Source organism: Methylosinus sp. (assembly GCF_036560965.1).
Classification (GTDB): domain Bacteria; phylum Pseudomonadota; class Alphaproteobacteria; order Rhizobiales; family Beijerinckiaceae; genus Methylosinus.
The window spans coordinates 159,173-172,020 of record NZ_DATBQF010000008.1; the positions used below are offsets into that span (position 1 = coordinate 159,173).

General features: G+C 66.5%; 17 protein-coding genes. 11 read left to right on the plus strand and 6 right to left on the minus strand.

Translation table 11 applies throughout. From position 1 onward, the window contains the following. Window positions 1-83: 83 nt before the first annotated feature. Window positions 84-611 (plus strand): single-stranded DNA-binding protein, encoded by a 528-nt coding sequence (gene ssb, locus VIF40_RS02175; RefSeq protein WP_331935880.1) that lies wholly within the window; start codon window positions 84-86, stop codon window positions 609-611. A gap of 95 nt (window positions 612-706) precedes the next feature. On the opposite strand, the gene VIF40_RS02180 is transcribed toward ssb, so the two are convergent. The 5 genes from VIF40_RS02180 to VIF40_RS02200 all read right to left on the minus strand — a co-directional run bounded on the left by VIF40_RS02180 (window position 707) and on the right by VIF40_RS02200 (window position 4,585). Continuing rightward, window positions 707-2,767 carry a YgiQ family radical SAM protein gene (locus VIF40_RS02180; RefSeq protein ID WP_331935881.1) on the minus strand — a complete coding sequence of 687 codons (2,061 nt, stop codon included), beginning with the start codon at window positions 2,765-2,767 and terminating at the stop codon, window positions 707-709. Between the two features lie 66 nt (window positions 2,768-2,833). Continuing rightward, window positions 2,834-3,148, minus strand: coding sequence for a type II toxin-antitoxin system RelE/ParE family toxin (locus VIF40_RS02185; protein WP_331935882.1), 315 nt, complete (start codon window positions 3,146-3,148; stop codon window positions 2,834-2,836). Beyond that, window positions 3,148-3,426, minus strand: a complete 279-nt coding sequence (locus tag VIF40_RS02190) for a type II toxin-antitoxin system ParD family antitoxin (protein WP_331935883.1) — start codon at window positions 3,424-3,426, stop codon at window positions 3,148-3,150. Before VIF40_RS02190 ends, VIF40_RS02185 begins: the two co-directional genes overlap by 1 nt. A gap of 80 nt (window positions 3,427-3,506) precedes the next feature. Further along, window positions 3,507-3,905 (minus strand): metalloregulator ArsR/SmtB family transcription factor, encoded by a 399-nt coding sequence (locus VIF40_RS02195; RefSeq protein ID WP_331935884.1) that lies wholly within the window; start codon window positions 3,903-3,905, stop codon window positions 3,507-3,509. After that, window positions 3,902-4,585 (minus strand): peroxiredoxin, encoded by a 684-nt coding sequence (locus VIF40_RS02200; RefSeq protein WP_331935885.1) that lies wholly within the window; start codon window positions 4,583-4,585, stop codon window positions 3,902-3,904. The genes VIF40_RS02195 and VIF40_RS02200 overlap by 4 nt, the downstream gene beginning before the upstream one ends. 89 nt (window positions 4,586-4,674) lie before the next feature. Here VIF40_RS02200 and VIF40_RS02205 point away from each other — a divergent pair, with 89 nt between their 5' ends. The 10 genes from VIF40_RS02205 to VIF40_RS02250 all read left to right on the plus strand — a co-directional run bounded on the left by VIF40_RS02205 (window position 4,675) and on the right by VIF40_RS02250 (window position 12,367). Further along, window positions 4,675-5,595 carry an MBL fold metallo-hydrolase gene (locus VIF40_RS02205; protein WP_331935886.1) on the plus strand — a complete coding sequence of 307 codons (921 nt, stop codon included), beginning with the start codon at window positions 4,675-4,677 and terminating at the stop codon, window positions 5,593-5,595. Further along, window positions 5,595-6,026: a YeeE/YedE family protein gene (locus tag VIF40_RS02210; protein WP_331935887.1), complete on the plus strand. Its 432-nt coding sequence runs from the start codon at window positions 5,595-5,597 to the stop codon at window positions 6,024-6,026. The genes VIF40_RS02205 and VIF40_RS02210 overlap by 1 nt, the downstream gene beginning before the upstream one ends. Then, window positions 6,020-6,490 (plus strand): DUF6691 family protein, encoded by a 471-nt coding sequence (locus VIF40_RS02215; protein ID WP_331935888.1) that lies wholly within the window; start codon window positions 6,020-6,022, stop codon window positions 6,488-6,490. Before VIF40_RS02210 ends, VIF40_RS02215 begins: the two co-directional genes overlap by 7 nt. A gap of 51 nt (window positions 6,491-6,541) precedes the next feature. Next, window positions 6,542-8,236, plus strand: coding sequence for a TIGR01244 family sulfur transferase (locus VIF40_RS02220; protein ID WP_331935889.1), 1,695 nt, complete (start codon window positions 6,542-6,544; stop codon window positions 8,234-8,236). Between the two features lie 10 nt (window positions 8,237-8,246). After that, entirely contained in the window at window positions 8,247-9,032 is a 786-nt protein-coding gene (locus VIF40_RS02225) for a sulfite exporter TauE/SafE family protein (RefSeq protein WP_331935890.1), read from the plus strand. A gap of 111 nt (window positions 9,033-9,143) precedes the next feature. Next, window positions 9,144-9,737: a hypothetical protein gene (locus tag VIF40_RS02230; protein ID WP_331935891.1), complete on the plus strand. Its 594-nt coding sequence runs from the start codon at window positions 9,144-9,146 to the stop codon at window positions 9,735-9,737. A 90-nt stretch (window positions 9,738-9,827) separates the two neighbouring features. Further along, on the plus strand, window positions 9,828-10,688 hold the full coding sequence (locus VIF40_RS02235; protein WP_331935892.1) for a bifunctional 5,10-methylenetetrahydrofolate dehydrogenase/5,10-methenyltetrahydrofolate cyclohydrolase: 861 nt from the start codon (window positions 9,828-9,830) through the stop codon (window positions 10,686-10,688). A 166-nt stretch (window positions 10,689-10,854) separates the two neighbouring features. After that, window positions 10,855-11,193, plus strand: a complete 339-nt coding sequence (locus VIF40_RS02240) for a Rieske 2Fe-2S domain-containing protein (protein WP_331935893.1) — start codon at window positions 10,855-10,857, stop codon at window positions 11,191-11,193. An 81-nt stretch (window positions 11,194-11,274) separates the two neighbouring features. After that, window positions 11,275-11,736, plus strand: a complete 462-nt coding sequence (locus VIF40_RS02245; RefSeq protein WP_331935894.1) for an SRPBCC domain-containing protein — start codon at window positions 11,275-11,277, stop codon at window positions 11,734-11,736. A gap of 217 nt (window positions 11,737-11,953) precedes the next feature. Next, a complete protein-coding gene (locus tag VIF40_RS02250) occupies window positions 11,954-12,367 on the plus strand; it encodes a DUF2267 domain-containing protein (RefSeq protein WP_331935895.1) in 414 nt (137 codons plus the stop codon). Here the strand turns inward: VIF40_RS02250 and VIF40_RS02255 are convergent. After that, window positions 12,318-12,836, minus strand: a complete 519-nt coding sequence (locus tag VIF40_RS02255) for a hypothetical protein (RefSeq protein WP_331935896.1) — start codon at window positions 12,834-12,836, stop codon at window positions 12,318-12,320. The genes VIF40_RS02250 and VIF40_RS02255 overlap by 50 nt on opposite strands. Window positions 12,837-12,848 lie beyond the last annotated feature (12 nt).

Sequence of the window (12,848 nt, forward strand, 5' to 3'; positions counted from 1 at the left end):
TGTGGACAAGGCGGCGGAACGTCTTCGCGCTCGCGCGTTTCGGACTAAGGTGCCTCGTGCATTCATAAGGCGGAGAGAGGGTCATGGCGGGCAGCGTCAACAAGGTCATCCTGGTGGGCAATCTGGGCCGCGATCCGGAAGTGCGCACGCTGCCTTCGGGCGACCGCGTCGTCTCCTTCTCGGTGGCGACGACGGAATCCTGGCGCGATCGCAACAGCGGCGAGCGCAAGGACCGCACGGAGTGGCACAATGTGTCGATCTTCAACGAGAATCTCGGGAAGATCGCCGAGCAATATTGCCGCAAGGGCTCCAAAATCTATCTCGAGGGCCAGCTGCAGACGCGCGAATATCAGGACAAGGACGGCGTCCAGCGCCGCGCGACCGACGTCGTGCTGCAGCGCTTTCGCGGCGAGCTGACGCTGCTCGACAGCAAGGGCGGCGGCCGCGGCGAGGGCGATTACGAGGGCGGCGGCGGCTCCTATCAGTCGAGCGGCGGCGGCTCCAGCTTCGGCCGCTCCTCGCCGATGGAGCGCGCGCCGGCCGAGCGCTCGCCCGCGCCGGCCAGCAGCGGACGCCTGGCGGAACAGCTGGACGACGACATTCCGTTCTAGGGGCGGGGCGGCGTCGCGTCGCGACGTTGCGATGACGGGCGGAGCCTGCTCCCTCTCCCGCAGCGGGGGAGGGGCGCGCCCGGCTCTCGAAATTTCTACGAGCTCCGCGAGCGCAGTCCGTTCGTTCGGAATTCCCGTGATTGCGGCCGTGCGCCGGTCTGGCCCGTGCGGCGGCCTTCGCCGGCCTTGCCGGTCCCCGCCGGCTGCCAGCCCGGCACCAGATGATGCTTGCCGGGGCCGATGAGATCGGCGCGGCCCATCGCCTTCAGCGCCTCGCGCAGAATGGGCCAGTTCTCGGCGTCGTGATAGCGCAGAAAGGCCTTGTGCAGGCGGCGCTGGCGCAGGCCCTTCACCGCCTCGACCGGCTCCGACGCGCCGCGTCGCACCGGCTTCAGCGGATTGAAGCCCGAGTGATACATGGCCGTCGACAGCGCCATGGGCGAGGGCAGATAGGTCTGCACCTGATCGGCCCGATAGCCGTTCTTCTTCAGCCATAGCGCCAGATTCATCATATCTTCGTCGCTGGTGCCCGGATGGGCGGCGATGAAATAGGGGATGAGGAAATATTGCTTCTTGGCCGCCTGCGCCGCGGCGTCGAACAGGCGCTTGAAACGGTCATAGGAGCCTATGCCGGGCTTCATCATCTTGGCGAGCGGGCCGCTCTCCGTATGCTCGGGCGCGATCTTCAGATAGCCGCCGACATGATGCTCGACGAGCTCGCGCACATAGGCCGGGCTCTTGACCGCGAGATCATAGCGCACGCCGGACGCCACCATCACCTTCTTCACGCCCGGCAGCGCGCGCGCCTTGCGATAGAGCTGGATCAGCGCGTCATGGCTCGTGTCGAGATTCTTGCAGATGTCGGGGTAGACGCAGGCGGGCCGCCGGCACAGCGCCTCCGTCTCGCGGTCCTTGCAGGCCATGCGATACATATTGGCGGTCGGTCCGCCAATGTCGGAGATGACGCCGGTGAAACCTTCGGTCTTGTCGCGGATCGTCTCGATCTCCTTGAGGATCGAATCTTCCGAGCGCGATTGGATGATGCGGCCCTCATGCTCGGTGATCGAGCAGAAGGAGCAGCCGCCGAAGCAGCCGCGCATGATCGTCACCGAATGGCGGATCATTTCCCAGGCGGGGATTTTCGCATCGGCGTAGGAGGGGTGCGGCGCGCGCGCGAAGGGCAGGTCATAGACGCTGTCCATCTCGGGCGTCGTCAGCGGAATGGGTGGCGCGGTGAGCCAAATGTCGCGCGTTCCGTGCCGCTGCGTCAGCGGTCGGGCGTTGCCGGGATTGCTCTCCCGGTGCAGCACGCGCGAGGCGCGCGCGTAGGATTCGGGATCGCTCGACACTTGCTCGAAAGCGGGCAGGCGGATGACGACGTTCTCGCTCTGCGCATCCTTGCGGATGCGGCCCTCGTCGGCGGCGTCCAAGTCCTCGGCCGAGGCCTCGATCCAGCCTTCCGGCGTCGCGTCGCGCGAGAAGGCGACGCCGCGGACATCGGCGAAATCCTGCGCGACGCCGCGCTTGGCGATGCGATGCGCGACCTCGACCAGCGCGCGCTCGGCGTTGCCATAGAGCAGAAGATCGGCCTTGGCGTCGAAGAGGATCGAGCGCCGCAGCTTGTCGGACCAATAATCATAATGGGCGATGCGCCGCAGCGAGGCCTCTATGCCGCCGAGCACGATCGGCGCCTCGGGAAACGCCTCGCGGCAGCGTTGCGCGTAGACGATGACGGAACGATCCGGCCTTTTGCCGCCTTCGCCGCCGGGCGTGTAGGAGTCGTTGTGCCGCAGCCGCCGGTCGGAGGTGTAGCGGTTCACCATCGAATCCATATTGCCGCTGGTGACGCCGAAGAAGAGGTTGGGCTTGCCCAGCGCGCGGAAGGCGGAGGCGTCGCGCCAGTCCGGCTGGGCGATGATCCCGACGCGAAAGCCCTGCGCCTCGAGCAGGCGGCCGATGATGGCCATGCCGAAGCTCGGATGATCGATATAGGCGTCGCCGGTGACGAGGATCACATCGCAGCTGTCCCAGCCGAGCGCCTCCATCTCCGCCCGCGACATGGGCAGAAAAGGCGCGACGCCGAAGCGATGCGCCCAATGCTTGCGGTAGGAGAACAGCGGCTTGGCTGCGATCGGAGGTTCGGCGGCTTTCGTCATGGTCTCATGATTATCATGGAAAGCGGGCGGGATGCGAGGATGCGCTGTCGCGGCGTTGATCGCGCTTCAGTCCTCGTCGATCGGCAGCGAAGCGTCAAAATCCTGCCCGCCGTAAAAAACACCGAGGATGGTCACGACGCCGGCTTCGACCGCAAATGCGAGCGTCACGCGCCGACGAAAGCCGATCGTCCGCAGCCCGGGCCGTAAATCGTCGCGACATGTTCCGCGCTCGGGAAAGCTTTGGAGCTTTTCGCAATAATCGACGATCGCTCCGGTGAAACGTTCGGCGACCGTCGGCGACGACCTCTCGGCGATCCAGCGATAGATGGCGACGAGCTGCGCCTCCGCTTCGGGGGCGAAAATGACGCGGTGGGACGCCATCACCGAGTCTTCGTCGCCTGCTCATGCTCGGCCGCGAGCGCCGCGCGCACATCGGCGGCGGATCGCCCATGTGAGGGATCGCTCTTCATCCTGTCAAAGCTCGGCGCGACCTCGTGCCGTAGCCAATTCTCCACCGCGCGGTCGCGGGCCAGCAAGGCGCGCAGCCCGTCGCGGATGACTTCGCTTTCGCTCGCATATTCTCCCGACGACACCTTCGCCTTGACCATTTGCGCCATTTCGGTCGGCAGCGTCACGCTGAATTGCTGGGTGCTCCGCATCGTTCCTCTCAATCATGCGCAATAGGATTTAACACCATCGAGGGCCGTGCGTCGAGGTGCGGGCGGCGCCCCGGCCATTGCTAGACGATCTTGGCGAAGGCCGCCGCGCCGGCCTGGCCCGGCGCCTCCGGCTCGGCCTGCGGCGGGCGCAGCGCTTCGGCGAGAGCGCCTTGGGGATCGGCGGCGCCTTCGAAAATCGCCTCGACGCATTTGACGCAGAGCGTCACCTTCGCATCGGCGAGGCGGTAATAGACCTGCTTGGCGGCGCGGCGCGTCTCGACCAGCTCGGCGCGGCGCAGCTCGGCGAGCTGCTGGCTCAGCGCCGGCTGCTGAATCGCCGTCGCAGCCTCGATCTCGCCGACCGTATGCTCGCCGGCGAGCAGATAGGACAGGATCATCAGCCGCTGCGGCTGCGCGAAAATCTTCAGCCTTTCGGCGGCTTCGGCGGCGCGTTCGCGCGATTCGTAGATGGCGGTCATTTGTCTTTTCGATTCGGATCTCGGAAGCTCGGATCAGGACAAGTGCGATAGAACCAGCTGTTCGTCGCGCCGGGGGCGAGCGCCGCGGCTGCGTCGCTGGTCGGCGGCAGCAGAAGATCGGCGCCCGGCGTCCAGCCCTCCGGCGTCATCACATCGCCGGAAGCGGCCTTCTGCAATGCGGTCGCGAGACGCAGCATTTCCTCCACCGAACGCCCGACCGTCAGCGGATACCAGGTGAGCGCCCGCACGACGCCCTGCGGGTCGATGTAATAGGTGGCGCGCATCGCAGAGGAATCTCGGGCGGACTCGTCCAACATTCCATAGGCGCGGCCGATCGTCATCGTCGGGTCCTCGACGATGGGGAAGGGGACGGTGACGCCGAACAAATCCCTGATCGCCCGCACCCAGGCGAGATGGGAATAGAGGCTGTCCACCGAAAGTCCGAGCAGCGCGCAGCCGATCGCCTCGAATTGCGGGGCGGCGCGGGCGAGGGCGACGAACTCGCTGCTGCAGACCGGCGTGAAATCCGCCGGATGCGAGAAGAAGATCAGCCAGCGCCCGCGGAATTGATCGAGCCGCACGTCCCCCATTGTCGAACGCGCCTGAAAGACGGGCGCGACATCGCCGAGGCGCAGCGCCCGCGCGCCCGCCGTCGGAGCCGGAATCGGTTCTTTTTCCATGGCTTCCATCTGCACTCATTCGCTGCTTGACACAATGATCTTATATGATTACATAGATTATGTAATTATGAATATAAAGGAGGTCGCCCATGAAAGATGCAGCGCTCGAGCGCGCCAGGGAACAGGTCCTCGCCGCCGCCGAACGGCCGCGGGTTCAGGTCCGCACCTTCTTCGACGAGCCCACATTTACCGCCACCCACGTCGTTTATGATCCCGCGACGCGCCGCGGCGCGATCGTCGACAGCGTGCTGAATTTCGACGCCGCCTCCGGCCGCACCTCGACCCGGGGCGCGGATGAAATCGTCGATTACGTGAAACATGAAAGTCTGACGATCGACTGGCTGCTGGAGACGCACGCCCATGCCGATCACCTCTCCGCCGCGCCCTATCTCCAGGGCAAGCTCGGCGGCAGGCTCGCCATCGGCCGCGAGATCGCGACGGTTCAGGCCGTCTTCGGCAAGGTCTTCAATTTCGGCGCCGAATTCGCCCGCGACGGCTCGCAGTTCGATCATTTGTTCGACGATGGCGAAACATTCTCGATCGGCGAGCTTCCGGCGATCGTGCTGCATGTGCCCGGCCATACGCCCGCCGATGTCGCCTATGTGATCGGCGACGCGGCCTTTGTCGGCGACACTTTGTTCATGCCCGACTATGGCACGGCGCGCGCCGACTTCCCCGGCGGCGACGCGCGCGCGCTCTATCGCTCCATCCGCCGGCTGATGGCGCTGCCCGAGGCGACGCGGCTCTTTCTCTGCCACGACTACAAAGCGCCGGGCCGCGACGTCTACGCCTGGGAGACGACGATCGGCGCGCAGCGCAGCGGCAATGTCCATGTGCATGACGGCGTCGCGGAAGACGCATTCGTCGAGATGCGCACGCATCGCGACGCAACGCTCGATCTGCCGCATCTGATCCTGCCCTCGGTGCAGGTCAATGTGCGCGGCGGACGTCTGCCGCCGCCGGAGGACAATGGCGCGCGCTATCTGAAGCTCCCGCTGGACGTCTTCTGATGACGCTCGCGGCCTCCATGGCGCAGGGTCTCGCCGGCGGGCTGATGATCGGCGCGAGCGCGTCGATCATGCTGCTCGGCGCCGGGCGCATCGCCGGCGTCAGCGGCCTCTTCGCCCGCGTGATCGGCGTGACCAAGGCCTGCGGGCCGGATGGGCTCGCGGCCGGCTTCATCCTCGCTCTGCCGCTCGGCGCGGCCCTCGCCGCCGCGCTGGCGGGGCCGATCGAGACGCGCTTTCCGCCGATGGCGGCGCTGCTCGTCGGCGGCCTCCTCGTCGGCTTCGGCGCGCGGCTCGGCTCCGGCTGCACCAGCGGGCATGGCGTCTGCGGCCTCTCGCGCCTCTCGAAACGCTCGCTCGTCGCGACGGCGGTCTTCATGAGCGTCGCGGCGGCGACTGTCGCGGCGATGAATGCGGCGGGACTCACATGGTGATCGGCTCCACTCTGCTCGGCCTCGTCAGCGGCGCTTTATTCGGCCTCGGCCTCGCCGTGTCCGGAATGGCGGACCCGGCGCGCGTGCGCGGCTTTCTCGATGTGTTCGGCGCTTTCGATCCGACGCTCGCCTTCGTGATGATCGGCGCGCTCGCGCCGATGGCTGTCGCCTGGCGCATCGCGCGACGCCTCGAGCGGCCGCTCGCCGCCGAGAGCTTCGATCTGCCGCCGACCGCGCCGATCGACGCGCGCCTCGTCGTGGGCGCGGCGATCTTCGGCCTCGGATGGGGAACCGCCGGGCTCTGTCCCGGTCCCGCGCTCGCCGATCTCGCCATCGCGCCTCTCGAGGCCGCGCCCTTCGTCGCCGCTATGGCGCTCGGAATGGTTCTGCAACGCCATGCCGCGCAGAGACATCTGAAATCCGCTTTTCGAATGACGACCGAAACGCTCGGGCAGAAGAGCTGAGCGCCGACAAGCACACCCAAAAAAGCGAACAAAAAAGAGGAACGATCCGTCATGAGCTTCACGAAATTATCGTCCGCTTTCTCCGCTTCGCCGCAGATTTCCGAGGCCGATGTCGAGCGCGCCGCGCGCGAGGGGTTTCGCCTCGTCATCGACTGTCGTCCCGACGATGAAGAGCCGGGCCAGCCGAATTTCCGCGACGTCGCCGAATGGGCCGTCAAGCATGGTCTCTCGGCGAAGCATGTGCCGGTGACGCCGAGCGACATTCATGAGGGCGCCGTCGCCGATTTCGCCGGCGCTCTGGCGACCGCCGGCGGACCCGCGCTCGGCTATTGCAAGAGCGGGAGGCGCGCGAGCGCGCTATGGGCCCTGTCTCAGGCCATGCCGCTCGGCGCCGAGACGGTTCTCGCCGCGGCGAAAGCGGCGGGAGTCGATCTCGAGCCGTGGACGGCGCGCATCGTCGCGCGCGGCGGCGCGCCGGCCGCAGACCGCGGTCCGGGCTCCTATGACGTGGTGATCGTCGGCGGCGGCAGCGGCGGGATCGCAGCGGCGGCGAGCCTGTTGAAGCGCCGGCCCTCGCTCTCCGTCGCCATCGTCGAGCCGGCCGAGGTGCATTACTATCAGCCGGGCTTCACGCTCGTCGGCGCCGGCGTTTTCACGCCCGAGGCGACGCGGCGTCCGATGGCCTCGGTGATGCCGGACAAGGCCGTCTGGATCAAGAAATCCGTCGCCGAATTCGCGCCCTTGTCCGATGAGGTCGTTCTCGACGACGGCTCGCGGCTGCGCTATCGCGCGCTCGTCGCCTCGCCGGGCATAAAGCTCGATTGGGACGCCATTCCGGGCCTCGTCGAGACGCTCGGCAGAAATGGCGTCACCTCCAATTACCGCGCCGATCTCGCTCCCTACACGCATTTCCTCGCGCAGACGCTGCGCGGCGGCCGCGCGCTATTCACGCAGCCGCCCGTGCCGATCAAATGCGCCGGCGCGCCGCAAAAGGCCATGTATCTCTCCTGCGACTCCTGGCGACGGGCCGGCGCGCTCTCGAATATCGAGGTCGAGTTCCACAACGCCGGCGCCGTGCTGTTCGGCGTGCCGGCCTATGTGCCGGCGCTGATGGAATATGTGAAGCTCTATGGCATAGAGCTGCGCCTCGAGTCGAAGCTCGTCGGCGTCGACGGACGCGCGAAGATCGCCACCTTCGAGCAGAAGGGGCCGGACGGCGTCGTCACGCGCGTCGAGCGCGATTTCGCCATGCTGCACGCCGTGCCGCCGCAGCGCGCGCCGGATTTCGTCGCCAACAGTCCGCTCGCCGGCGAGACCGGCTTCATCGCCGTCGATCCCGAAACATTGCGCCACACGCGCTACGGCAATGTCTTCGCGCTCGGCGACGCCGTCGCGACGACCAACGCCAAGACAGCCGCCGCCGCGCGCAAGCAGGCGCCGGTCGTCGCCATCAATGTGCTCTCCGTGCTCGACGGCAAGGCGCCGCATGTCGGCTATGACGGCTATGGCTCCTGTCCGCTCACCGTGGAGCGCGGCAAGATCGTGCTCGCCGAATTCGGCTATGGCGGCAGGCTGCTGCCGAGCTTCCCCAAATGGCTGATCGACGGAACGCGGCCGTCGCGCGCCGCCTGGTTCCTGAAGGAGCGTCTGCTGCCGCCGATCTATTGGCGCGCCATGCTCAAGGGCCAGGAATGGCTGTGCAAGCCGCATATGATCGAAAAATGCGCGCAGCAGCCCGCAGAATGACGAGGCGCAGGTGCATTTAGAGCTCGTTCAATATCTGATCGGCGCCGGCTGCGGGGCGGCGATCGGCTTCACGCTCGGCCTCATCGGCGGCGGCGGCTCGGTGCTCGCCGTGCCGCTGCTGGTCTATGTCGTCGGCGTGAAGGACCCGCATGTCGCGATCGGCACCAGCGCATTCGCCGTCGCCGTCAATGCGGCCTTCAGCCTGTGGAACCATGCGCGCAGCGGCTCGGTGAAATGGCGCTGCGGCGGCATCTACGCCGCCGCGGGAATGTTCGGCGCCATGGTCGGCTCGACGATCGGCAAGAGCTTCGATGGGCAGCGTCTGTTGTTCCTCTTCGCGCTGGCGATGATCGTGACCGGCGTGATGATGCTGCGCGGCCGCGGCGCCGCCGGCGACGCCGCCGTCGAATGCACGGTGGAGCGGGCGCCGCGCGTCGCCTCCTTCGGACTCGTCACCGGATTGTTCTCCGGCTTTTTCGGCATAGGCGGCGGCGTGCTCGTCGTGCCCGGACTCGTCGGCTCGACGGGAATGCCGATGATCAACGCGGTCGGCACGTCGCTCGTCGCCGTCACCGTCTTCGGCCTGACGACGGCGGTCACTTACGCGCTCTCCGGCCTCATCGATTGGCTGCTCGCGATCGTCATCATCGTCAGCGGCGCCGTAGGGACGATGATGGGCGCCGCACTGGCGCGGCGCCTGTCGAAGAAGACAGGCCAGCTCACCATCGCCTTCGCGATGGTCGTCTTCGCCGTCGCCGCCTACACGCTGTTCAATTCGCAGCTCTTCGTCAGATAGATCGGGCCCCGGCCGCGTTTCTCGCGCGGCCGGGTTCAACGATCGGAGCGTTTCGCCGGAAGTCTTGCGCCGTGCGGCTTGACGCGCTTTCGCGAGAGACGCCGAGCCGACATGCGTCGGCCCGGCGAATCTGGCGCTTCAGCCCATTCCGGCGGTCTTCAGAATCGTGCGCGCATCGCCGAGGGCGGCTTCGACGCCTTCCGCTCGATCGAGCGCCTCGACCAATTGCTTGAGACAGTCGATCGCCGTCGGCTCGAAAAGCCGCTTCGTCGTCAGATTCTGCTCGCGCGACTCTTCGACTGCGCGAAGGATCGCCCGAACATGGCGCAGCTTATCCGCCAACGGCTCGCCGATCGGCGATTGTTCGGTCCGGTCGGCGGAAGGGGAGGGGAGCTGGCGCCGTCTCGCGCGCTCCTGTTCATGCGATGGATCGGTTTTCTTGCTCATCGTGGATTTCATCTGTGTCGTTTTGGCGCGGTGGTCGAGAGCTCCAGAACGCAAGACTCTCAATTATTTGTTTTTACGCAATATTTTTACGCGGACGCGGGGCCGTTCCAATTCAAAATGGAACGTGCGCTCGATACGGGCGATGCTAACGCAATCACTGTGCCCCGATATCCCTCGATTGGAGGAGGAGCGGCGAGATTCGACGGTCGACGCGATGTGGAGACCACGGTCATGACCGCGTCCAAAAGCCGCGGATAGACGATTTCGCTTCGGGTCTATAGCCGAGACGGGATTCATAGCCGCGCCGCATGCGCTCGAGCGGCGGAAGCGAAGCGAGAAGGCGCCCGAATGCAGAAAATCTACAGCAAAGAAATCGTCGCCGTCCGCAAGGCGGCGCTCGTCGATGCGATCGGCGCGCTGAAGGCGCGCGGCGTCACCCCCAAGCTCGCGGCCGTCGTGTGCTCGGCCGATCCGGCGGCCTCGAGCTATGTCGCCGCCAAGCGCAAGCATGCCGAGGAAGTCGGCGCCGCTTTCGAGGCCGTCGATCTCTCTCATGCGGGCTCCTATGCGGAAATCGAAATGCGAATGCGCGATTTATGCGCGCGCGCCGATATCGACGGCGTCATTGTCGTCATGTCGTCGAAGCCCACGTTCGACGAGATCGACGTGACCAATCTCATTCCGGCGAATAAGGACGCCGACGGGCTCTCGGTCGGCAATCTCGGCGCCTTGCTGCAGCATGGACCGCATCAGCGCTTCATTGCGCCCGCGACGCCGCGCGCCTGCATTGCGCTCGCGGAATCGCAGGGGCCGATCCTCGGCAAGAGCGTCGTCGTCATCGGTCGCGGACGCACGGTCGGCAAGCCGCTCGCGAATATGCTGGTCAACGCCGGCGCGACTGTCGCCATCTGCCATTCGGCGACGCCGGACATTCCAAAATTCTCGCGCGCGGCCGACATCGTCTTCGTGGCGACGGGCCGTCCGCATTTCTTCGGACGCGAGTATTTTTCGCGAGGACAGCTCGTCATCGACGCCGGGATCGGCTTCATCGACGGAAAGCTCGCGGGGGATGTGGACGCTGCGGCGCTGGAAGATCTGGATATTCGTCTCACGCCGGTCCCCGGAGGCGTCGGGCCTCTGACCTCGGTTCTCATACTCGAAAATCTTCTGCTGCTGATCGAGCACGCCGAGCGCCGACGCCACGCATAGCGCCTGTCGGTCTCCGCGCGATCTCGGCTCGTCCGGGAGCTTCCGGCATCGGTCCGAGGCCGGACGGCGCCCATCCGGGAGAGCGCGGAGCCGCCGAGGTCGGACGGCCTCTGGTCCACAACTTGCGTGTCGCCGCGGGCAGCTTCTTATCTAGAGGGCGATCCCGATGGCGTTCACCTTTATCTGTAACACCGGCGCCGTGAGCGAAGGGGCTATGGGCCTCTTTCAGGCGGGCCGCAAAAGCGTGCTCCTGGTCTGGCCGACGGGCGGCGAGCTCAAGGCCTTTCGCGGCCGCTGTCCACATGCCGACATGCCGCTGGACGAAGCCGCCTTCGACGGCAAGACAGTGCTCTGCAATTATCACAATTGGGGCTTCGACGGCGTGAACGGCAAATGCGTGACGCATCTGGTCCGCAACGCCCTGCATCCCTACGAGCTGCGGGTCGAGGGCGAGGAGATCCAGGTCGACCTCGGGCCGGCGAGGGCGGCGCGCGCGCCGGCCTGACCGGCGACGCTCCCGACGCGGCGCCGAAAGGGGCGCCCTGGCAGGGATGTTGCTTCTAAATCTGAAACAGGAGCGACAGCCGTGCCCGAGACGCGAACCATCACGACCGAGAAGGACTTCGAGCATCCGGTCGACGCAGTCTGGCGCGCCATGACCGATTCGGAATGGCTCGCCGTTTGGTTTTTCCCGAACGACATCCGGCCCGAGGTCGGACATTCCTTCACCATTTGGAGCCGCCCGATCGAGCGTTGGGACGGCGAGTTCCAGTGCAAGGTGGTCGAGGTCGTCCCCAACGAGAAGCTGAGCTTCCGATGGAAGGGCGGCCATGAGGAGCTCAAGGGCTTCGGTCATTACATGGAGGTGGTCGTCACCTGGACGATCGCGGCGCTGCCCGATGGCGGCACGCATTTCCACTTCGTCCAGGAGGGGATCTCGACCGACCCCTCTTCCGACGTGCTCTACGACATCATGCTCAAAGGCGCGGACAGCGTGATGCGCAGCCTCGCCAAGCGCATTCCCGATCTTCTCGAGCACGAGCCCTGATCGCGGGCCTGCGGCGCGGGACAGGCCTGCTCGGCGTCCCGCCTGCGGTTCGATCGAGACGCGTCGTGCGATCACGCGTCGGATCGTCTCGCGCGATCGCGGAGCCATGACGAACCGTCATGCGCCGCCTTCGAGGGGCTCGCGATTGTCATGGTTTCGGCCGGACGCGCTCTAGAAGCGCGCGCCGTTCTCGCCTATTCTCCGAGTCGGAGGGCAAATGGAGGAGATAGCCGCATCTATCGGCAATTTCGTCGGCATTTCGACGCCGACGGCCCGTCTCGCGATCGGCCATATTTTCGCGTTTCTGGAAACGCGCGACGCCGCTATCGGCGGGGAGCTGATCGCGCGCGTGCCCGGCGGGCGTGAGACAGTCGAGGCGGCGCGCGCCGCCCCGCGCCGTGGGCTGCTCGGACTGGCGCTCGGCGGCCTGGGGGCTCTGGCGGGGAAAAATCAAAAAGACGTGATCGAGCTGACCTCGCGGCTGACCAGCATGGGGCTCTCGGCCGCGCAATTGCAGACGCTGGCCAAAGCGGTCTTCGTGCTCGCCGAGCAGGCGGTCGGCCGCCCCAAGCTGCAGACGATCACCGATACGATTCCCGGTTTCTCGAAATTTCTGTGGCCGAACGGCTGACGCCTTTCGTCGTTCGCCGTCCCTTGGCGGGGGGCGACGTCGGACGCGCCACCTCCAGGCGAGACGTCGGCGTCGAGCCGGTCGCCGTCAAATCGACCTCCCCGTGTTCCGCCTTGGCCGGAGGCAGCTCGGCCTGCCGGATCGCGGGCGCTGCCTGCGTGGCGGGGGCCGATTCTCGCGCCGCGGTCTGCACCGACTCCTGCAAGGCCTCCTGCGCCGCCTCCTGGGCGGCGATGGCGGTGGGCTCGGTCCTCGTCGCATCGACATAGATCCGCGCGCCGATCAGCGGAGCCGCCAGCGCCGTCGCGACGAAGACGATGCGCGTCATCGGCGCTTTGCGCGGCGAGCCGGGCTCGTCGGTCTGGGCGGCGGATCGCGCCGCGAAGACGATATCGGTCGCGGTTCGGGGCGCGGTTTTCCGGTCCCTGGCTCCATCCGCGTGAAAACTTCGGCCGACGTGAAAGCGCATTGAAATTCGTCC